We start from the raw sequence: 22,285 nt of genomic DNA, 5'->3' as shown, positions 1-22,285 counted from the left end.
GTGATGAAAAAGCTGCTCCTTTGAATCCCTCTTGACTCCGAAGGAGTCATATGTTTATAGCAAAACGTTAATTATTTAAATTCGACCTCTACGAGGTCGCATCGAACCGAACATCAATCATCATTTCTATAAACATGTAACCTCTTCGAGGTTAAGATGTTCCGGTTTTGTTAAAGACGGGACGGAAAAAACTTTCCGGAGAAAAGATTCTCCCTAAATGTATAGACAATCGAAATTGTCAAATTTACAGAAAAAAACACTTTTTATATATATGATGACACTTCAAACCCAAAAAAGGAACAAAATATTTAGATTTTTTTTGTTTAGTCCTAAAAAAAGTTGACAAAAACCAAATACAAATCCCCCTTAATCCCCCTTTGAAAGGGGGAAAGCGAGCTTGCGAGCAGGGGGATTTTTATATTTTTCTCACCCTGAGATTTTTTTGCTGTTCATGTGTCATAGTGTATAGATAGCTGATTGTTTTTTGAAATATAGTGCATTTTGAGTTCATGAAACTGTCTAAATTCAGAATATTCATTATATTTGAAAGAAACGTTGGATTCAAACATATTTTTACGGGATTTTATATGAGAAAATTTTATACACTCGTACTGCTGGCTTGTCTATATGTGACATCGTGTATTGATGAGCCTGTTGTTGAAGCACCGATAGTTGCTGATGGCAAGATTGTTGGGTATGTGCATGATAACAAAACTCTGGAACCGCTGCAAAATGCCTTAGTATCCTCGGAACCGGCAACAGAATCGGTTCTGTCTGATAGCGAAGGATATTTTTATCTGGGCAACGCCAGTCCCGGAACATATAGAATTATCGCGACTAAGGAAGATTACTACCTTGGCAATGTCAGTATTAGTGTCAAATCCGACAAGGAAACCCGCGCCTACGTGAAGCTAACAGCCAAAGTTGATGCAAATAATGCTCCCGAGCTGCCAATCATTGAATTTCCGGCAAGTGGTGCCTTGGTCTATGACGACACAACAAATATTGTTTGGAGTTGTATAGATATTGACGGCGATAAATTGACATATGATGTCTATTGCGACACGGTCAATCCTCCGATATACAAAGTGGCAAATAGAATAAGCAAAAGCGAATTTCATGTGGAAAACCTTAAAGATTCGATGAAATATTATATTAGAATTGTAGCCTACGACATTTACGACGCAATGACAGAAAGCGACGTCTCGCATTTTACAACAAGGTTCAGAACACAATTTGATTTAAATGATGTCGAACTCTACCTATCATTCAACGGTCATACTTTAGACCAAGGGAAATATTTGCTCCAAACCGCACCTCACAATATTCAATTTGCTCAAGACCGCAACGGTGTTGAAGATGGTGCTGTCTATTTTAATGGTACATCGTCGAAAATATCAATACCGAGCGATTTGACAAATATTGGCGAAGATTATACCATAATGTTCTGGATATTTCCTGATAACTCAATGGGTAAAACTAATAAAACCGATAACAATATCTTTGGTAAATGGGGACCGATAGCTCCGGCAAATGCAAGCTATGTTTTCTACATTTACAGCACAAATACATTTTATTTCAGAGTGTGTGATGGCGAAAGTTACGAAAGTCATGTAAAGGCGCCAATACCCGCAAAAGCTATTTGGACGCATATTGCCATAGTTTCAAATAAGGGGAGAATGGTTTTATATGTAAATGGAAATATGATTTCAGAAATTGTATCCGGTAATCCGCAAAAATCCGGGCTACCATTGGTAATAGGCGCAAGCGACGACGGCTCCTCATATTTCAGAGGTAGAATTGATGAATTTTATATGCTCTCGAAACCACTTGACCATGTATCAATCAAAAAGATGATGCAGTATTAGATTTGGGGAAACAGAGTGAGAGATGGGTCTGAACTATGAATTGTATGATTGATATGATTTTTATGATTACATTTTGTTCCGTCAGGTGTAACACCTGACGGGACGAAGAAAGTATATAATACGGAGTAGTTATGAATTTAAATTTTTTGCTTTTTATTTTATTAGTTACACTAATCGCTTCATGTGATGAACTTGTAAATTCTTGTGATAGCAAGCAATTTATAATATTTGGAAATGATTATGGTATAATGAGCGATCCTAACAGTTATTCTAAATTAAATAAGACCCAAAAAGGAAACATAATAGACGGAGATATAGTAAAATATGGAAACAACTCGGATTTTATTGTAGCTATTCAAAAACCTGTTTATGAAATTAAAGATAAACTACGTGAAGAATACCGACCTGACCTTCCCCCAATAGAGTGGACATTAGGAAAAGAGATGAAAACTAGTTAGATTTGAGAAAAACGGAGGTCAAAAATGGAAAAAGTAAAAAGAACATACGACAAAGAATTTAAAATAAATACTGTAAAACTGATATTAAGCAAACAAAAGCGAATATCGGAATTATCAAGAGAACTTGGTATAAACGAAAATACCTTGCATCTCTGGAAGCAACGGTATTTGAAAGATGCTGAAGGTGCATTCCCCGGTAAAGGACACCAAAGCCCTATAGATTCAGAGCTTACAAGGCTTAAGCGAGAGAATCGGGTTTTAAAAGAGGAGCGAGACATATTAAAAAAAGCACTCGGCATATTTTCAAAAGAATAGAAGATAAATACTCCTTTGTGGAAAAGCACTGCTCAGAATATGCAGTATTGAGAATATGCCGGGCAATAGGAGTATCAACGAGCGGGTACTATAAATACAAGCAAGGTAAAACAAGCAATCGAAAGAATGCAGACAAATTAATTAATAAAGAAATAAAGGAGATATTTGAAAAGAGCCGCCAAGTTTACGGGTCGCCCAGAATAACACAGGCATTGCGTCGTAAAGGCATCATGATAGGTAAGAACAAGGTTGCAAGACTGATGCGAGAGCAATCTTTAAAATCAGTCGTAAAGCGAAAATTTAAAGCAACTACCAATTCAAATCATAGTCTTCCGGTGGCTGAGAATCAATTAAAACAGAATTTTACAACAATAAGCCCAAATAAAGTATGGGCATCGGATATAACATATATCTGGACACGAGAAGGCTGGCTTTATCTAGTCGTTGTAATTGACATATTTACAAGACAGATAATCAGCTGGCGAGTTGACACAAGATTAAGCAAAGCGTTTGTACATTCTGCGATAGAAAAGTCAATCACGGAAAGGAAGCCCAAGCAAGGATTGATTTTTCACTCAGATAGAGGTGTGCAATACGCAAGCAACGAGGTACGCAATCTGCTTGAAAATAATCATATATCGCAAAGTATGAGTAGAAAAGGCAATTGTTATGACAATGCAATAACAGAAACATTTTTCCATACATTAAAAATGGAATTAGTTTACCAAACACGATTTAAAACAAGGAGTGAAGCTGAGATGATGATATTCGAGTATATTGAAGTGTTCTATAACAGACATAGGATGCATTCCAGTTTGAATTATTTATCTCCGCTAGAATTTGAACAACAATTTTTTAGTAACAAATAATCTCTTATATTTGTGTACACAAAACTGGGGGAAGATCAACCTTTAAAATTTGATGTTAAAAAAACTTTAGTAAGACAAAGCAAACTTTACTATTACTGGATTGTGGAAATACATACTGATAAAGTACATGGTCCAATGAATCTTGAAGAATTTGCTATCAAATGCAGGGAATTAGGTGTCCCAAGAGATATTAAATTGATAAAATTAAGTGATAATTGATAATGAGAGCAGAATGAAGCATACAAAAGAAAACGCAAAAAACGCGAAGAAGCCCCATGTCTTGTCCTGAAATAAGTTGACAAAAAAAAAGGGGTTGATTTGCATCAACCCCGTTTTTGTATATTGAAATGCTGTCCAAATCTTAATATTCGGGATAGAATTTGCTACGACTGTCAACAATTTTAGCGTCTTCTTTCACTTTTTGGAACCATTGGAAAAATACAGCACCCTTTGTGGCAACTTGCAATTCAGCTTTGTATTCTTTCATTGCCGCTGTGATTTCTTCGTCTGTTGGCTTGGTGACATTTTCGACTGATATAATATAATAGCCGTTTTCGCCGCGGAAAGGACCAATCAGTTTGTTAGTTTCGGAATTAAAGACTGTTGCAGCAAAAGCCGCATCTTGACCAAATCCGGGAACAGTAGGAGTGTTATTGAAAGCACTCAAAGTTTGAATTTTACCGGCTAATTCTGTATCTTGTTCAGCAGCAGCTTGAAGCCCGCCGAGTGCTTTAATTCTATCAAAATATGGAGCAATTTGTTCGGCAAGCATGTCTAATTGTTTCTTTTTGATAATCTTGCGTGAAATTTCTTCGCGGACATCATCCAAAGCTTTGATGCCAATTTCCTTAGCATCAGCAACTTGCGCCAAAACAACACCGTATCTTTCCATTTCGACAGGTTCGATTACAAAGCCAACCTCTTCAGAGAAAGAAATATCGGATAAGCGTTTTGAGCCTAACACAGGAATGTTGGCTTCAAAATATTGGCTTTCTTTCACTTCCAATCCCAATCTTACTGCTACTGTATCGAAGGAGAGACCGTCTTGAACTTGGCTCTTGATTGAATGAGCGTCACGGAATAACTGAGATTTCGTGGCTGTACTCAATGTTGGCGACAATCTCAACTCGCTATATTTGAGTTCTTCTGAGCGTTTATCGTCAACTTTGATTATATGAAATCCGAACTGAGATTCGACCGGACCGACAATATCTCCGACTTTAGCAGCAAATGCAGCAGCTTCGAACTCAGGCACCATGCGTCCTTTGCCGAAAAATCCAAGGTCGCCGCCACGTTGTCCGGAGCCCGGGTCTTTTGAATATTGCATTGCAAGAATAGCAAAATTATTAGGATTGCTTCTCGCATCACGCAATATGCGATTAGCTTCAGCTCTTGCACTATCTTTGTTATTGTCAAAATTTATCAGAATATGACTTGCTTTGACCACTTCGTTTTCGCCACTTCGGACATCATCTACTCTTAAGAAGTAAGTTCCATCGGGGCGATTAATCGGACCGGCTACTTGACCGGGTTTGAGTATGCTCAATATGCCATAAACTTGCGGGTCAATTTCTTCGACCATCAAATAGTTGTGAGTCGTACCATTATACTCGCTCAATTTAATATCGAATATGCTATCTTTTGCGGCATCAGTTCCGGCTGCCATCAATTCATCAGATACGTTTTTAGCTCTGCGTTCCGAACGAGCCGAATCCTCAGTCGAAGGTACTAAAGGCATCACAATATATTTAATTTTGCGTTGTGGTTTCTGTTTGTATAATTTTTTGTTCTTGTTATAATACTCTTCGATTTCCTCTTTTTTGGCTTCCATAGCTTGTTGGGGCAAATCTCTGATTGTCAATGGAAAAAATCTCACATCTGCAGTACTGTTTTCTTGGACGAATTTCATACGTGCATATTCCGAAGAAATAATTGAACTACTTGTTGCTACTGCAGCCGTCAATTCTTCTTGTTTCAAAACTTGCTCAACGTATTTTTGGATACGGAACAAATCTTTACGGAAATTGCTTACTGCTAATTCTTTTTCAGCAACCGGAATTTGAGTTGGGTCGCCACCCATATAATTAACATAATTTTCAGGTTTGGTAACCAGTTCAAGATATGTAGCACGCATGAAGTTGCCGGCACTATCCGAAAACATTTGCTTTAGGAAATCGGGCGGATTGTCTATCAATTGCTCTCTTATTTGATTATCGGTAATCATTATACCGAAATTCTTGATTTGTTGTTCGAGTAGAGCTTCATCAACCAAAGCTTGCCAAACACGTTGGCGGATAGCATTTGCATCTGACGTTTGACCTGATTTTTCGGCTTCACGCTTTGCATTTTCTTCCTCGTCTTTGATTCTCTGTTCATACTCAAGGTAATAAATTGGTGTCCCGTTTACTGTTGCAATTACTTGAGTTGTCGGATCACCGGTTGTACCTCTGACACCTTCAATTACTGTAGGGTCACCGATAGTAAAAAAGGCAACCAGTAAAACCGCAAAAACTCCAAATACATACGGCGACATTCTTCTTATGTTTTGTAACGTTCCCATCAGTTCGTTATCTCCATTTTATAATAATTTTATAATCTTTCTAACAAAAGCATTTTAATTCAATCTACAAAACTAATACATAGTAGCTTAATAACCAATTGTTATTAGACTAAATATAAAAAAAATATTTTTATTGAGTAAATTTGAAAAAATAATTTGGATAGTATATAATAATTTTGTATATTACTTTTAGCAGAAAACAAAAGCTCAATAAGTGGAGGAACAGAAATGAAAATCTCTATGTATGCACCCAAAGCTATAATCGCAATAGCACTTAGCTTAGTTCTGACATTGACACTAAACAGCCAAGAGCGACCACAAATCAACTTAAATTCTTCACAGAATGAGATGAATACTGATTTGAACGTTGGTTTCATCACTTTCGATTTTGACTTGTCCCAACAAAATTTCCTACAATTATACACCGAACATTACGAATTTGACTACTACGTCCCGAACAATAAAGGAATTTCAATTACACTTGAAGAGATAGAATTCGAGCTGCTATACGACAAAGACTACACTTTTCTCGAAGACGTTTATAATAAGTTCTATGAAATGAATTCGCAGCAGAGCGGGGTTCATTTTGACTTTTCGCGAATTGACTTTACCGATTTTTACAAGACCAAAAGCATTGATGAATTTGAAAAGCTGCTCGAGAAGTCAAAAACGGAATTCAATCTTGCGAACATTGACTTTGCATCCTTCATGAAAAACGGATTCGACGAAAGCAAATTTGGTGTTTATAATATCTTTGCTTTCAATCTCAACGACCAAGACTTCAAACATTTGTATTGCACTGCTTTCGATAAGGCTTTAGTAGCCACAAAAGGTGAATTCAAACTTTGCAGAGAGATGATTGAAGATGCAATCAAATCACAATTCTCGTCAGAGCAATTGGCGATGGTCGAAAAATTTTCGCAAATCGAAAACGATACAGAGAAGGTTTACCTGAGAGTCAGCCCTAATCCTGTTTCTTCGGTTGCAAATATTTTTTATGAAGTTGAAACAATATCTCAAATCGTTATTCGTGTTTATTCATGTGTTGGTTATGAGGAGGCTGTAATAGTAAATGAGTATTCAGCTCCGGGCTCAAAACAAGTGAGTTTTAACGTATCGAGTTTAAGTAACGGCGTTTATGTGTTGCAAATGATTATGGATTCGAGGGCTTTCAGCACTAGACTTATAGTAGCTAATTAAAAATCGCCGCATAGTATTTTGGGTTCAGACTTTTTGGATTTATGTTTTACGTTTTTTGGATTTATGTTTCACATATATTAGAATCTTGTTTATGTACTTTTGAATCATGTCTCATGTTTTTAGATTTATGTTTCATTTTTCTATATTTATGTTTCATTTTTTTGGATTTTGTTTTACGTATTTGCTTTTTTTCTCTATTACAGAATACTATGCGGTTTTTTATTTCTTGTAATAGTTGAATTGAAATCTCAAAGATTGATTTAAAATAGGTTTTAATAGGTTAACCGTACAGTATGAAAATGCTGTACGGTTTTTCTTTTATATGATAAATTCGAGATTGTTTCGTTGTACTATACATATTTGTTAACCAATCGAGAACGAAATTGAAAATAGGCAAATTTGAATTAAAGTCACTTGATACTGGCTTGTTTGCATTAGATGGCGGGGCTATGTTCGGAGTGATACCAAAAAATCTTTGGTCTAAGAAATACAATCAGGGCGACGAGTTCAACCGCATTCCACTCGCATCGCGCCCTTTAGTCATCACTTTTGACGATAAAAAAATATTAGTTGACAACGGCAACGGAACAAAATATGACGATAAGTTCGTTTCGATGTACAACATTGACCTTGAAAAATCCGAGATTCGCAACACACTGACCCAATCCACAGGCATTAAAGCCGAAGAAATCACCGATGTAATTCTGACTCATTTGCACTTCGACCATTGCGGTGGTTCGACTGAAATGGTAAATGGTGAGGCTCAACCAGTATTCGGCAATGCCAAATATTATGTTCAGAAAAAGCATCTCGAATGGGCAAAATCACCTTCGGTTAAAGATAGAGCTTCGTTCATGCCAGAAAATTACCAACCCTTAATAAATGAAAATGTCTTGGAATTTACTGACGGTGAAGGAGAAATTTTCCCCGGTATCAGCGTAATACCAATTCATGGGCATACAAGTTTTATGCAAATGATAAAGATTACCGATGGGGGCGAGACCTTGCTCTATTGTGCCGACTTAGCTCCTACAACGGCTCATTTGGGAATTGCATACGGAATGGGCTACGATAATTTCCCGCTTACGACAATCGAGGAAAAGAAGAAATACTTCACTCAAGCGGCTGAGGAAAATTGGATTATTTTTTTCGAGCATGACGCATTCACTCAAGCGGTCAGAATCGAAAACGGACCCAAAGGATTCGTTGTCAGAGAAAAAGTGCAAGGATTTTGATGGATATCGAACTAAATCACCCCAAAACTGTTAACATCGGTGGCGAAAGCTTCGTTGAGATTTGCCGCGTTGATGAAATCATCGACAACAAGGGCAGAAAAATCCAATTTACGGGCGACGATGATTTCCAACTTGCACTGTTTAAAATTGACGGAATTTACTATTGCGTTGATAATATTTGCCCTCATCGCCATGCAGACCGTATTCACGAGGGAATCATCAAAGATTTGACCGTGATGTGTCCTTTGCATGGATGGACATATTCGCTTGATACAGGGAAAAACGTTGATATACGGCAAGGAATCAAGAATTTGAACACTTATAAAGTGGAAATTATTGACGATATGATTTATGTCCAAAAGCCAAGTTTCCAAATCCCACTTTGGAGACGATAATGTCGTTCGAAACAATCCTCAAAAACAAGATAAAGTTTCACGCTTCAGAGCTTGGTTTTTTGGATTTGAAAATCGCACAAGCTACAGAATTACTCGCCGAATCGGCTAATATGCAAAAATGGTTAGAAGACGGTATGCACGCAGATATGCAGTGGCTCGAACGAAACCAAGACAAGAGACGCAACATTGGGCTTGTGCTCGAAAATGCAAAATCTGTAATAGTATTGAGCCATTCTTACTTCACAGGTGTTGATTATCCGCAATCCGAAATCGAAGCCGGTAAAGCAGGAAAAATTTCAAGATATGCTTGGGGCGATGATTACCACGATGTTTTGATGCCGAAAATTAAACAAATCGAATCGGTCATAAGCCAAGATTTCCCCGATTCAAAGAATCTTTGCTACATAGATACCGGTCCAATACTCGAAAAACAGTGGGCTGCAAGAGCAGGAATCGGATGGCAAGGCAAAAACAGCCTTGTGCTATCGCCGGATTACGGCTCATACTTTTTTCTGTGTGTAATCATTTCTACAGTCGAATTCGAGCCGGATACTGCAATTGCGGACAAATGCGGAACATGTGTCAAATGTATAAAAGCCTGCCCGACAGATGCAATTGTTGCGGACGCAGTCATTGATTCGCGAAAATGCTTGTCGTATTGGACAATCGAAGCAAAGCATCATATAGATATTCCGACCGAGATTTCCGAAAAAATGGAGGGCTGGATTTTCGGTTGTGATATTTGCCAAGAAGTTTGCCCTTGGAATAAAAACAAGCCCAAAATAACAGACTTCGCATCCTTTTTGCCACGCGGAGGCAGTACAGTATTGCATCATGACGAAGTTGTACAGATGACCCAAGTCCAATTTAGCGAGAGATTTCGGAAATCGCCAATCAAAAGGTTAAAACTGCTCGGTTTGATACGAAATTCAAAAACTTTAAATTTATCGGATAATATAAAATAATCAAAAAAAATTAATTCTTGATTTCACACTTTTTATTAATTTAGTAAGCCGAAAATTTTGGAATCGGCTTTTTATTATAAAAATTAGTAAAATTATGAATTCAGAATTAAAAAAGAAGACTTCATTTCGGGATTTCCCCCCCACGTATTGGGTAGTTATAGTATTTGAATTTTTCGAGCGAGGCGCCTATTACGGCGTTATGAGTATTTTATCAGTATATTTGACTGATATGCTCGGTTTCTCCAAAACCGAAGTTGGAACGATTAAAAGTACAATTCAACCCTTGCTTTACTTCTTGCCGATTTTATCGGGTGCAATCGCCGACAGATTGGGCTATCGTAAAACTTTGATGGTGGCATTCACACTGCTTGGTATCGGATATTATCTCACTGCACAGGTAACTGATTATCTTGCAGTATTTGTATTTTTAATCATAATGGCTTTCGGCGCCGGTACTTTTAAACCGATTATTTCGGGTACAATTGCAAAAGTCACAGACGAAGGCAATAGCGCCCTTGGATTTGGCATTTTTTATTGGTCAATCAATCTTGGTGCTTTTATTTTTCCATTAGTAGTTGTACCCTGGCTCAAATCAATGGATTGGTCTTATGTGTTGATTATGGCAGCAATTGTAACTTCATTAATGCTTATACCAACATTGTTCTTGTATAAAGAGCCCGAAAGAGAAAAAATTGACGATTCGGATAATTCCATATTTGCAATTTTCGGCGATATTGGAAAGAAAATCGGCTTAGTTTTCATGGACTGGCGCTTTATGCTTTTCATCTTTATCTACTCATGGTTTTGGATTTTATACTTCCAAATGTTTGATTCAGTCTTGTGGTACGTCCAACAATTTGTTGACGCTACGGCTCTGAATAACTTCGTACATTCCGTTACGGGATTGGATTGGAAATTTGATGTAGAGCACGTTACCGTTGTGAATGCTTTTACGATTATCGTGTTGCAACTGTTAGTTTCATCAATAGTTAAAAATACAAAGGCTCTTCCCACCTTAATTGTAGGGATTTCGATGGGAACTGTTGGTATGGCAATATTGGCTTTCAGCAATAATATTTGGGTCTTCTTAGCCGGTATAATCTTGTTTTCAATCGGCGAAATGACCGCACATCCTAAATATATATCGTATTTGGGTCTGATTGCTCCCAAAGATAAAAAAGCTACTTATATGGGATTTGGATTTTTGTATGGATTCTTCGGTTCATTCGTCGGTGGCTATTTAGGTGCATGGTTATACGTTAAGTTAGTTGACAATCCGATGATTGCATTCGTTCGTAATAGTGTGCCTAGTGCTAATATAAGCGATGATATTAAAATTCCTAAATTAATAGAAATAGCCGAAGGTGCAGGAATCACGAAAGATCAAGTTTCAGCACATGCACATACTGCAGAATTGTGGTTGCTTTTCAGCGGAATAGGTGTATTTTGCATAATAGGATTGCTTTTGTATCAAAAATTCATAGGTGCGCGTGAGTCATCTAACTTTTAAAATGGGAAATAGTTTGAATTTAATAAAATCTGTGCTTCTTTTAACAATAGTTATCATTCTTTCTTCTTGTTCCGAAAGCCGTAAAGGAGAATCGGAAGAATATGAAGATGAAATTAGTGAAAAATTAGACAAAGCTCATAGAGATTCGGTCGAATTAGCTGAATTAATCGCTAAACACGATATATACCCGCTTATAGAGTACGAGCATATTGTGATTCGCGACAATAAGCATTTGGGTGAAATTCGTGAACAGTTCAAATTAGACAAGGAGAACCCATCTATAAACAAAGCATTCTTGACGCTTAATCGAAAAGAGAGGCGCTTCGTGAAAGTTGGAGATACAATTGTCGTCCCTAAGGAATATTTCGATGACATGTGCGCATATTCGGTTTTTCCGCAATATTATCACGGAGCTCGCGATATACCCAAGTTAATTCTGGTATCTAATCGTTGGCAAGCTTATGCTTGTTATGAAAATGGTGTGCAAGTGAGGTTTGCTGCTGCAAATACCGGCAAAGAAAAAACACCAACTTTTCCCGGGAGATACGCTTTAGTTTGGAAACAATTAGTTCGGAAATCATCTTTAGACAGCACTTGGATTATGCCATTCACATGGAATTTTCACCGTTATGCCGGAAGTGCCTTCCATAAATTTGATATGCCGGGCTATGCTGCATCGCATTCATGCGTAAGGCAATTTCTTGACGATGCTGAATGGCTCTACAATTGGGGGCAACGCGGCAAATTGGATTCGAATAATCATTTCATCCACTTGACCGGAACACCGGTTCTGATACTTGATGTATTCGATTTTACACGTCCGAAAACCGGTCCATGGTTCGCACTCAAATCCAATAAAGATTTTATAATTAAGGTGCCCGAAAACCCGATGGAATTTGAAGAGGCATATATTCCGATACAGCAAATACCTAAAACTTCACGCGGAATTTTACCTGACAGAAACAGATACATTGTTGCCGAAGATACTTTGCGAGCCAGAGGTCATATCCGAGAAGGAGTGAAATTGACAGAATCTGTTGACTTCAACGAAGTAAGACGCAAGAAAAAAGCTGCAAAACTAAAAAGCGAAGCAGAGAAAGCAAAAGAAGCCGAAGAAGCAGATTCGAAATATGACTCAGACCCTGAATTCAACCGGCAAGCGCAAGATTCTAATTCAGTTAGATAAATTGCGTACTTTTGTAGTTTATAATTTTTCCGGAAGCTACAATTAGTGAAATCTTGGAAAGCAGAGTTGATGCTATTCTCGGCAACCTTAATTTGGGGAGCTACATTTATTTTCACAAAGGTTGGGCTTGACGATTGCCCGCCATCACTATTTGTAATTTTGCGATTTTGCATTGCTCTGCTTCTTTCATTAGCATTTTTCGGAAAGCATCTCAAATCAATTGACCGCGTAATTTTCAAACGAGGAGCAATTCTCGGTTTGCTTTTCGGAGGTGGATTTTTGCTCCAAACATATGGATTGAGCTATACAACTGTATCCAAATCCGCATTTATTACCGGCATGACTGTCCCGATTACTCCATTCGTATTTTACCTGATACAACGAAAACCAATTCAGTTATGGTCAAAAATTGGTGTCGGAGTGTCGTCAATCGGCTTGTACATTTTTACCGACCCAAGCATAGACAACATCAATTTCGGCGATTTCCTCACGCTGCTCTCCACATTCTTTTGGGCGTTTTACATCACATTGATGGATAAATATACCAAGAACAATCGCGGATTCAATCTTACGGCTGCTTACGTTGTAATGCAATTCGTAGCCGCAACACCGCTTGCGGTAATTTCCTTTTTCATACTTGATTTTGGCGATGTTTATTTCAATCCTACAAAAGACCTCTTCATCGCACTCGCTTTCAATGGCATTCTTGCATCATTTTTTGTGACCTTCATACATACCGGCGTCCAAAAATACACGACACCTATCAAAGCGGCATTGATATTCTCACTCGAACCCGTAATCGCCGGGTTCATAGCAGCACTTACACTGCAGGAATACTTAAACCTTCGCGAATATATCGGTGCTTCAATCATGATGGCAGGACTTTTCATTTCCGAAATCGGCGGCTTCTTTGAAAAACGGCGGAAATAAAATTGAGTAAACTCTATTCAAATATAAATTTAAAGCTAACGTTTTTTCCAAGTATAAGGGCTGATTCAGATGCAAGAATAGAGGAGATTAAAATATATGAAAGCTCAAGAATTTGACAAAAAATTTGACGATGGGGAAGACCTCACGTCTTATTTGGATATTAAAAAGTCGAAAAAAACATCTCGTGAGATGAAACGAGTAAATGTTGATTTGCCACTTTGGATGATTGCTAAACTCGATGATGAAGCAAATCGGCTCGGAGTTACTCGCCAATCAATAATCAAAGTATGGCTTGCAGACAAGTTAGAAAGTAATTTGCAAGAGTAAGATTTTATATTTTAATACTAATGCTCGGTAAAGTTCTACATTTTTAACTACATTTGAATTATGAATTTAGACGAAAAAAATAAATATAAAAATGACTTCAAAAGTGAGCTTGACAAATTTGCCGACAAGCTTGAAAAATATGTTTCGACTGACAATGGCGACTGGACAGTAAAAGGATTTATTGACGTATACAAAAACATCTATACAATTTCTTCAGACACCAAAATCGTTTCTAAAATTCTTGAAATACATATTTTCCCTCAAATCTTACAGTTTGCCGATAGTATCGGTTACAATATTATTCTTGCTGAGAAGCAAAATTGGTATCCCGACCTTACTTTTGTAAACAAGAAGAACGAGGACGTCAAATTCGCTCTTGACATCAAAACAACTTTCAGACGAAACAACAAAACAGCTGGTTTTACACTTGGAAGTCACGGTGGCTATTTCAAGGAAAGAGACAAAGACAAAAACATACAGTTTCCATACAGCCAATACACAGGTCATTATTGTTTAGGTGTAATTTACACTCGGACGGACTTTGCAGATGACATTTCAAACACTGAAATTTATCAAGTTAAAGAACTTCAAGAGGAATATGAAACACCAAACAAAAAAGTTGGACAACGGGAAGTAACAACTGTAAAGAATTTGAAATCTATAACCTCAGTAATCAAGAACTTCGACTTTTTCGCAGCAGAGAAATGGAAAATTGCAAGCGACAAACAAGGTTCCGGGAACACTGCAAATATTGGCTCAATTTTGGACATTGACGACTTGAAAAATGAGAATGGAATTTTCAGTCAGTTGGGTGAAGAATGGTTTGACGAATATTGGATAAATCACGGTACTGCCACGATGGTAAAAGACGGTGTCGCTACCAAAATCACGACACTTAAAGCTTTCTTGGAGTTTAAAGGAAGAACTGACCTTTGGGATAAAATTGTTTCAAGAACCTCAAGGGCAAAATCGAAATGAAAGTATTCGTCCCACCAATAAAAAGTCAGGGAATAAAAACTAAGTTAGTCCCTTGGATTATGGAACTTGCACCAAAGGTTAATGGCAAATGGATTGAGCCATTTTTGGGAACCGGAGTAGTAGCTTTCAATTCCGGCTACAAAAAGGCAATTCTTAACGACACGAATCCTCATATCATTAATTTCTACAAAGGTGTTCAGCAAAAGACAATCACTGCACCTTTGATGAAACACTACCTCGAAAAAGAAGGCGAGCTTTTATTCAAAGCCGACAATAATGGCTATGAGCATTATCTGAAAGTCAGGACAAGGTTCAATAGTGGAGAATTTTCACCTTATGACTTTATTTTTCTTTCCCGTGCAGGTTTCAATGGTATGATGAGGTTTGGTAGTAAAGGAAATTGGAACATTCCGTTTTGCAAAAAACCTGAAAGATTTGCTCAAGCATATATTACTAAAATAACTAACCAACTTGCGACAGTTTCGCAAATTATTCAGCCCGAACCGGACTGGACTTTTTACAACAAGTCATTTGAACATATTATTCCACTTGCGACAAAAGACGATGTTATTTATTGCGACCCACCATACTATGGCAGACACGTTGATTATTACAACGGATGGACAGAACAAGATGAAGAACTTTTGTTTAAGCTATTGACTGAAACAAAAGCAAAGTTTATCCTTTCAACTTGGCATCATAATGACTGGCGCGAGAATGAAATGATAAATAAATTTTGGAGTAATTTCAACATTGTAACTAAAGACCATTTTTATCATAACGGTCCTAATATCGAAAACAGACGTACAGTTGTAGAAGCGTTAGTTTGTAATTTCGATACAGACCACATCACTTCACATAATCACGGCTTGAAAAAGAGACCTGAACAATTAGCATTGCAACTTGTAGTAGCTTAATTCCGCCTATTCAAAATCACATCAAAACTTTCTCCGCACATTTTGCGGAGATTATTTTGTTTTTGCGGAGAATAATGAATCCCCCCTACCCATCCCTACCCCAAAGCGACATCCAAAAGCATCATTATAGCAAAACCGAGCATCGCGCCAATCGTTGAAGTGTCGGTGTCGTTTCCTTGCTGCGATTCGGGAATCAACTCCTCCACAACAACGAAAATCATAGCTCCTGCGGCAAAAGACAATGCAAAAGGCAATATTGAGGAGAATGAAATAACAGCCAAAGCGCCAATCACGGCGGCAATCGGTTCGACAATTGCAGATGATTGACCATACATGAAAGCTTTGAGACGTGAAAAGCCTTCGCGACGCAATGGAACGGATACCGCAGCACCTTCAGGGAAATTCTGCAATCCGATACCCAAAGCTAAAGCCAAAGCTCCGGTCATTGAAGCGCCCGGCATATCCGTTGCTAAAGCCCCAAATGCAACACCGATTGCAAGTCCTTCGGGAATATTATGCAATGTAATTGCCAAAACGAGCAATATACTCCTGTGCCACGAGGTTTTTATACCCTCTGCTTGAGTCGGGGGCAAACCCAAATGCAAGTGAGGCAATATTTTATCAATTAAAAATAGTGCCAAACCTCCGCTCAGAAAGCCTGCTACAGCCGGAACCCAAGGAATCATTCCCATTGCTTCAGCCATTTCGATTGCGGGATTGAGCAATGACCAAAATGATGCAGCTATCATGACTCCGGCTGCAAATCCCAACATAGCATTCAGTACGCGTTTGTTAATACTTTTGAAAAAGAATACTGTGGCGGCACCCAAAGCTGTTATGCTCCATGTAAAAAGTGATGCGTACAATGCCAACATCACAGGGTCTTGACGACTTGCCCATTCTAACATAATATTTCACCGTTTTTTTTTCGTAACGTAATATAAATATTTCAAATGACAATATTTTTGAATTAAAAATTCAAAATTTCATTTAATAATGATTCAGTTCTTTGCGAAAATTCATCAAATGATTGAGGATTATGCCGATTAAGATAAAAAATCAACATTCCCACAACCATGTTTTTTGTTATTTCAGCTTTCACTCGGGCTTGCTGTTTGCTCAAAGCACCTTGCTCAACTAAATACTTCCATTCATCACGGCATAATTTATCCAAAAAGGAATAAATCATCTCGAAAGTAGGCTTTTTGTTGCCGACATCATTAGCTCGTTCCAAAAAGAATAATTCGAAAATTCCCGGATATTGAACAAAGTAGTACATATAGAATTTGACAATTGCACGAAGTTTGTCTTTTCCCTGTGACTGAGTTTTTGTTCGTTCTTCGATAAAATCTCGACACTCAGTTTGGAAATCTTCCACACATATAAAAATCAGTTCCTTAACATCGTCAAAATAATTGTACAATGTTCCAAATGAGTATCCGGCTCTATCGGCAATATTACGCACACTGATACTTTTAAGCCCTTCGCCTTTCAGCAACTCCTTTGTAGCATTGATGAAATACATCTTCATCCTTTGCTCTTGGATTTCTTTCTTATTCATCTTTAACACCTTTAATATATTTTACAATATAAATATTCTATATTGCAAATATAATTAACGCTGTTAAATTATGCAAATTTTTGACAATTTTAACAAAAAAAAAATCAACCATTGTCATAAATGGTTGATTTCATTTTGCAAAGTTAATTTTGGATTAGAAGAATAATATTGCCGCTAAAAGTACGCGAATGTTCATTACATTGTGAGTGTTTTCGTTAACCCCTTTTACAGTAGCTCTTGTTCCGTAAGCAGCTTGAGTAACTTCAAATTCAGTGGAGAATTGTGTCATACCGGTGCGATATGAAAGCCTTGGTGAAATGCGGAGGACATTATCAATATTTGCACCGCGACCATAGGTATTGCCGACAATATCTTTGTCAGCACCGAGATTCATTGTATAGCCTCCCAAAAAGCCGATTTTCCAAACTTTACCGTATTCCATATCAATAAAACCGGAAAAAGTGTTCAAAGGAGTGTATTCCCACATGCCGTTGCTCTCGTCAATCGCAGTTACAGCATAGCCGCCAAGCATCGTTAATGCCGAAGTGTTTTGACCGTATAAACCCTGCAATGTTACGAAGAAATCCTCTTCGTAATACTTAATCGCACCATTGAAAGTCATTGCATTAACTTTGTTTTCGTCAATATGATTCTTTTCGGTTAACAATCGTGGGCGGATGGATTTGTAATTTGCATTTGCTGCAAAAAGCATATTCCCGGTATTGTATTTCAAGCCAAAATTCAGAACAGGGAGAACCGCATTACGCAAATAAGTTGACGTTTCGCCGTCAGGACCAGTTGATGCAAAATCGCGTTCCGAGTAAGCAGCTACGTTTACGTGGAATTTATCGGCTTTGAATGTGTAGCGGATTTGAGGATTGCGAGCAAATGGCTGAAACGGTGTTCCGGTATTGAACGAAATAGATTTGGCAAAGGCTTCATCAATAAAAAGTGGCGTCCAATATTGCCCAATCAACAGTTCAGATGTACCCCAATCCAAATTCAAAGTTGCATGGCGCAATCTAAAACCGTTAATATCTGAATTAGTATGCCCAAAAAATGCACCTTCAATCATACCTGTAGTTTTTGCTCCAAGGAAGTCAGGTGCAGTGATTTTGCCTGTAATACGTGATTGGATGGACAACATGTTGAAATTCATTGTCTCATTGACATCGCCGCCTTCAACTTCATCTACATCCATTGGAAAAAGGAGAAAATGTCCTTCGCGGGCAGTTACATTCTGGCGCGTGTCAAACATCGCATCAGTTTTGACAAATCCGTTAAATCTGATTCCCCAATCTTGAGCACTCATGATATAAGGAAAAATAATCAATAAAAATAATAAAGTAAATTTTTTCATTTAACCCTCTGTTAAAAAGTAGTTCGTAATTTCTTAGTCAAAATTCAAAATTATAATGAAAATTTATTTGTTCAATTTATAATCAATCAAAGTACCTTGTCTTTTCAAAGCTTCTTTATCCCACTCTTTGACAACTGTTTCCAAGAGCTTGATTTTATCCTTTTTCAATGCGTCAATATCAAGTCCGATATATTTTTGAGCCAATTCTTTTGCTGAAATATCGGGCATCGGAATAGAAGCGCACACTTAATCTTACAAGAACAAGAGCGTTTTGAGCACGCGCGCTTGTTCAGCTTGGATGGAAGTGCCAAGCACTCTGAGAGCTTCAAACGGGTGAGTGGAATCCCACGCCATTAGCAGCAGCAACCCAACTTCATCTCCATTGAGCGTGGCGGATAAGTTTGAGCACCGGCGCCATTTTAAGCTTCGTAGCACCTGCATCCCACGATGCTTTTAGCTTCGATATGAGCAGCTGCGAGTGACTTTTCAGCCAAACGTCTGAGTTCCAATACTTTATCTTGGCGCGAGGTCACATCTTTAATCAGCTGCGCTTCGCTTTCGCGGTGACAAACTTGGCACGAAGCCGCAACGTTTCTGAGTGGGCTGCTTAAATGGTGGTCTGTGAATTTAACGCCGCCTTCCATTTTGTATGGCATATGGCAATCCGAGCATGACACGCCTCTTTCGGCATGAACACCGGTCATGAATAATTCGTAATCCGGGTGCTGTGCTTTGAGCATAGGGGCGCGACTCAGTTTATGAGTCCAATCGCTAAAATCTATTTCGTCGAAATAGGCTTCCATATCGTCAGCCGAAAAACCTTTGTCCCATGGGAAAGTGAGATAATTGCCCGGTTTTTTAAAATAATATTCAACGTGGCATTGAGCGCAAACAAGCGAGCGCATATCTTGATGCGAAAATTCCTTAATATCTTTGCCTTGACGTTCAAATGCTTCAATCAAAGCGGGTCTAGTGATTCGCAAACTCATTGTTTTCGGGTCGTGGCAATCTTGGCAACCAATTGGATTGACAAATTCATGCCCAACTTCAATCCATTTTTTATCGTAATATTCTTTAACACCGATTTCTGCCATGACTCTCGGCACGTCGGTACTTTTGCAAGTCCAACAAGTCGAAGGCAATGGAGAATCTTCAACACCGCCTGTTCGCAAAGTCTTACGGATATTATTAATAGCATTCGCATGACCTTGTCCTTGGTTATAGTCTTTTGAAAAGGCATAACCAGCCCACAGAATCACGAGTTCGGGGAATTCTTCGAGATAATCAATTTTTGATGAGCCACCGTGAGCACTTGTGAAATTTGTGTCCAAAGTTTCGCGATAAGTTTCCCATTGTCTGGGGAAGTTTTCGCCCCAAACCTCGTTACGAGGCTCGTATTCCGGTAATTCGTGAATAATTTGGAATCGTGCTACTTTTTCCGCACGGCGTTCCATGATTTGAGCAGTGAAAATTCCTACAAGGAATACGACAACAACTGTGGCACCAAATAATGCCCAATTGACCCAATGTTTTCTTTTTGGTTGTTCTGACATTTTAAACCTCGATATTATTTAACTTGCAATTTTTTAATCCATTCGGGAATGGTAGTGTTTTGGTCCGGAATTTTCGCATAAGGCGTAGCAGTTTGGCTGTTGATTCTTCCGTGTGGGATTTCTCTGTGGCAATCCCAACAAAGTCTGTCTCCGCCATGGCTGAAACTACGTTCTGAAAAAATTCCTGCAGTAACAGAATTGATTTGGTGGTCGTGGCAACGTTTGCAATTTTCCTGAACGACAGCAATGCCTGCTTCTTTGATAGCAATTATTTCGGGTTCGGTACGCGTTGTGAACACATATGCGTGTCTCATGCCATCTTTTGCCTTGAAATAGTAGGTGTTGAAAATATTATCGTGAGGCACATGGCAATCATTACAGGTAACTTTACCGCCATGGCTGCCTTTCATCCAAGTAACATAATGCGGTGTCATCAAATGGCAATTCACACAAGTCGTTGGGTCATCATACATATATGAAGTAAAATTAGACAAATGGAATGCTGTTGCTCCAATACCTACCAACGCTCCAAAGGCGATAGCTACTGCCATTCGCCAATTATAGGGTGGAATAAGAGCCCTTATTATTTTTTTAGCTTGCATATATCTTTTTTATAATCAGACACCAATATCTTTTATCAAATGTATGAAAAAATATTTAATGTGACAAATCATTTCTTTAGAGAATTTATTTTATTTACAGTTATGTCACGTAATTCTGCCAATGTCTGATTACTAAGCATTGTATATGTTTCATTTCGCAACTTACCCCAAGTTTCATGCACGGGGCAAGGTTCGTCCACGCTACATCCCGGAAAGCCAAGCACACAGTTACGAAACAAGTCTAATCCGTCAATTGCTGATACAATGTCAATCAGTCGGACAGAGCCCGGGTCAATTTTGAGATAAAATCCGCCGCTGTTGCCTTTTTTAGAGCCAACAATCCCCGATGATGTAAGGGTTTGCAAAATTTTGGAAACAAACTCTTTTGGTGCATTTATTTTCTCTGATATTTCCAAAGCTGAAAAAAGAGTGTTCTTAGGGAAAGCCGAAAGATATAAGACTGCTTGAAGCCCCAGCTCGCATTTTTTTGAGAAGATGACAGTCATTTTTTAATTTCCTATTAAATATTATGACAAAAATAAAAAAAAATTTGCAAATAAGAAAATTTTGTCTTATTTTTGTTTCAGAGTTTTTTGTCTGATTAAGAAAAGATTACACAAAATGATTAGAAAGGTAATAAAAATTGACGAAGATAAGTGCGACGGATGCGGAATATGCATTCCATCATGCCACGAAGGTGCTATTCAAATAATTGACGGCAAAGCAAAACTTGTCAAAGACTCCCTATGCGACGGATTTGGAGCATGTATCGGCGAGTGCCCCTTGGGAGCTATTACTTATGAAGAACGCGAAACAGAAGCTTATGACGAAATCGAAGTACTGGAGAGATTGCTACACGAACCGGACGCCGATATCAAAGCTCATTTGTTGCATCTTTTTGATATGGGCGACTTGGATAATTTCAATTTAGCAGTGCATTATCTCGAGGAAATAGGAATCAAAATCAATATCATTAACAAAGGCGGAGGGCACGATATGCCGACAGAACAAAGTGGTGGCGGATGCCCGGGCAGTGCACAGAAGAAGATATTCAAACCATTGAATGTAATCGAGGACAAATCAAGCAATCAAAAGAAATCGGACAATAATTCCGAATTGGAACATTGGCCCGTTCAGTTGCATTTAGTAAATCCCGGTTCTGATTTTTTGCAAGGCAAAACACTCATTCTTATGTCCACATGTGCTCCTGTGGCATATGGCAATATTCAGCAAGATTACATCAAAAATAACGCCGTCGTTCTTGCGTGTCCTAAATTAGATTATACTGAGCCTTATCAGAACAAATTAGCCCAAATTATTGCGACGGCTAATCTCGAAAAAATCATTGTACTTCGAATGGAAGTGCCATGTTGCTCAGGGCTTACAGACATTTTGAAAAAAGCATACAATGCAGTCGGGCAGCATTTGCCAATCGAAGAACATACAATTGGAATCAATGGCAGCAGTGCCAAAATAAAATCTATTAATTAATAAGA

General features: G+C 38.2%; 21 protein-coding genes and 1 pseudogene. 15 read left to right on the top strand and 7 right to left on the bottom strand.

The features are described 5' to 3' along the window. Positions 1-587 precede the first annotated feature (587 nt). The 4 genes from M9949_03110 (at position 588) to M9949_03095 (ending at position 3,510) form a co-directional block, all read left to right on the top strand. Positions 588-1,868 carry a carboxypeptidase regulatory-like domain-containing protein gene (locus M9949_03110; GenBank protein ID MCO5250393.1) on the top strand — a complete coding sequence of 427 codons (1,281 nt, stop codon included), beginning with the start codon at positions 588-590 and terminating at the stop codon, positions 1,866-1,868. Positions 1,869-1,999: 131 nt separating this feature from the next. Further along, a complete protein-coding gene (locus M9949_03105; protein ID MCO5250392.1) occupies positions 2,000-2,326 on the top strand; it encodes a hypothetical protein in 327 nt (108 codons plus the stop codon). A 24-nt stretch (positions 2,327-2,350) separates the two neighbouring features. Beyond that, positions 2,351-2,641 (top strand): transposase, encoded by a 291-nt coding sequence (locus tag M9949_03100; GenBank protein MCO5250391.1) that lies wholly within the window; start codon positions 2,351-2,353, stop codon positions 2,639-2,641. Positions 2,642-2,658: 17 nt separating this feature from the next. After that, positions 2,659-3,510: an IS3 family transposase gene (locus M9949_03095; GenBank protein MCO5250390.1), complete on the top strand. Its 852-nt coding sequence runs from the start codon at positions 2,659-2,661 to the stop codon at positions 3,508-3,510. A 361-nt stretch (positions 3,511-3,871) separates the two neighbouring features. On the opposite strand, the gene M9949_03090 is transcribed toward M9949_03095, so the two are convergent. Continuing rightward, positions 3,872-6,070 (bottom strand): peptidylprolyl isomerase, encoded by a 2,199-nt coding sequence (locus M9949_03090; protein MCO5250389.1) that lies wholly within the window; start codon positions 6,068-6,070, stop codon positions 3,872-3,874. A gap of 228 nt (positions 6,071-6,298) precedes the next feature. Between M9949_03090 and M9949_03085 the strand changes: the two genes are divergently transcribed. The 10 genes from M9949_03085 to M9949_03040 all read left to right on the top strand — a co-directional run bounded on the left by M9949_03085 (position 6,299) and on the right by M9949_03040 (position 15,713). Further along, positions 6,299-7,270, top strand: a complete 972-nt coding sequence (locus M9949_03085) for a T9SS type A sorting domain-containing protein (GenBank protein ID MCO5250388.1) — start codon at positions 6,299-6,301, stop codon at positions 7,268-7,270. Between the two features lie 383 nt (positions 7,271-7,653). After that, a complete protein-coding gene (locus tag M9949_03080; GenBank protein ID MCO5250387.1) occupies positions 7,654-8,505 on the top strand; it encodes an MBL fold metallo-hydrolase in 852 nt (283 codons plus the stop codon). Further along, positions 8,505-8,900, top strand: coding sequence for a nitrite reductase (NAD(P)H) small subunit (locus tag M9949_03075; GenBank protein MCO5250386.1), 396 nt, complete (start codon positions 8,505-8,507; stop codon positions 8,898-8,900). Before M9949_03080 ends, M9949_03075 begins: the two co-directional genes overlap by 1 nt. After that, complete coding sequence (gene queG, locus M9949_03070) at positions 8,900-9,865, top strand: tRNA epoxyqueuosine(34) reductase QueG (protein ID MCO5250385.1); 966 nt, start codon at positions 8,900-8,902, stop codon at positions 9,863-9,865. Before M9949_03075 ends, queG begins: the two co-directional genes overlap by 1 nt. A 94-nt stretch (positions 9,866-9,959) precedes the next feature. Next, the gene (locus M9949_03065; GenBank protein MCO5250384.1) at positions 9,960-11,375 is read left to right on the top strand and encodes an MFS transporter; all 1,416 of its coding nucleotides are present in this window, start codon (positions 9,960-9,962) and stop codon (positions 11,373-11,375) included. 13 nt (positions 11,376-11,388) lie between these two features. Beyond that, positions 11,389-12,561 (top strand): L,D-transpeptidase, encoded by a 1,173-nt coding sequence (locus M9949_03060; protein ID MCO5250383.1) that lies wholly within the window; start codon positions 11,389-11,391, stop codon positions 12,559-12,561. Between the two features lie 45 nt (positions 12,562-12,606). After that, the gene (locus M9949_03055; GenBank protein MCO5250382.1) at positions 12,607-13,491 is read left to right on the top strand and encodes a DMT family transporter; all 885 of its coding nucleotides are present in this window, start codon (positions 12,607-12,609) and stop codon (positions 13,489-13,491) included. 96 nt (positions 13,492-13,587) lie between these two features. Then, on the top strand, positions 13,588-13,818 hold the full coding sequence (locus M9949_03050) for a BrnA antitoxin family protein (GenBank protein ID MCO5250381.1): 231 nt from the start codon (positions 13,588-13,590) through the stop codon (positions 13,816-13,818). 60 nt (positions 13,819-13,878) lie between these two features. Continuing rightward, positions 13,879-14,796, top strand: a complete 918-nt coding sequence (locus M9949_03045; protein MCO5250380.1) for a restriction endonuclease — start codon at positions 13,879-13,881, stop codon at positions 14,794-14,796. Further along, positions 14,793-15,713: a Dam family site-specific DNA-(adenine-N6)-methyltransferase gene (locus tag M9949_03040; GenBank protein ID MCO5250379.1), complete on the top strand. Its 921-nt coding sequence runs from the start codon at positions 14,793-14,795 to the stop codon at positions 15,711-15,713. Before M9949_03045 ends, M9949_03040 begins: the two co-directional genes overlap by 4 nt. 95 nt (positions 15,714-15,808) lie before the next feature. On the opposite strand, the gene M9949_03035 is transcribed toward M9949_03040, so the two are convergent. The 6 genes and pseudogenes from M9949_03035 to M9949_03010 all read right to left on the bottom strand — a co-directional run bounded on the left by M9949_03035 (position 15,809) and on the right by M9949_03010 (position 21,295). After that, the gene (locus M9949_03035) at positions 15,809-16,621 is read right to left on the bottom strand and encodes a ZIP family metal transporter (GenBank protein ID MCO5250378.1); all 813 of its coding nucleotides are present in this window, start codon (positions 16,619-16,621) and stop codon (positions 15,809-15,811) included. 62 nt (positions 16,622-16,683) lie between these two features. Beyond that, positions 16,684-17,274, bottom strand: coding sequence for a TetR/AcrR family transcriptional regulator (locus tag M9949_03030; GenBank protein ID MCO5250377.1), 591 nt, complete (start codon positions 17,272-17,274; stop codon positions 16,684-16,686). 154 nt (positions 17,275-17,428) lie between these two features. Next, complete coding sequence (locus M9949_03025; GenBank protein MCO5250376.1) at positions 17,429-18,634, bottom strand: hypothetical protein; 1,206 nt, start codon at positions 18,632-18,634, stop codon at positions 17,429-17,431. Between the two features lie 63 nt (positions 18,635-18,697). Continuing rightward, a pseudogene (locus M9949_03020) lies at positions 18,698-20,187 on the bottom strand (ammonia-forming cytochrome c nitrite reductase subunit c552). A 14-nt stretch (positions 20,188-20,201) separates the two neighbouring features. Then, positions 20,202-20,789 carry a cytochrome c nitrite reductase small subunit gene (nrfH, locus tag M9949_03015; protein ID MCO5250375.1) on the bottom strand — a complete coding sequence of 196 codons (588 nt, stop codon included), beginning with the start codon at positions 20,787-20,789 and terminating at the stop codon, positions 20,202-20,204. A gap of 68 nt (positions 20,790-20,857) precedes the next feature. Next, complete coding sequence (locus M9949_03010) at positions 20,858-21,295, bottom strand: Rrf2 family transcriptional regulator (protein MCO5250374.1); 438 nt, start codon at positions 21,293-21,295, stop codon at positions 20,858-20,860. A 115-nt stretch (positions 21,296-21,410) separates the two neighbouring features. Here M9949_03010 and M9949_03005 point away from each other — a divergent pair, with 115 nt between their 5' ends. Beyond that, on the top strand, positions 21,411-22,280 hold the full coding sequence (locus M9949_03005) for a 4Fe-4S binding protein (GenBank protein MCO5250373.1): 870 nt from the start codon (positions 21,411-21,413) through the stop codon (positions 22,278-22,280). Positions 22,281-22,285: the final 5 nt, after the last annotated feature.

Source organism: Candidatus Kapaibacterium sp. (assembly GCA_023957315.1).
GTDB lineage: Bacteria > Bacteroidota > Ignavibacteria > Kapaibacteriales > UBA2268 > PGYU01.
This window is presented reverse-complemented; position numbering and strand designations above follow the sequence as displayed.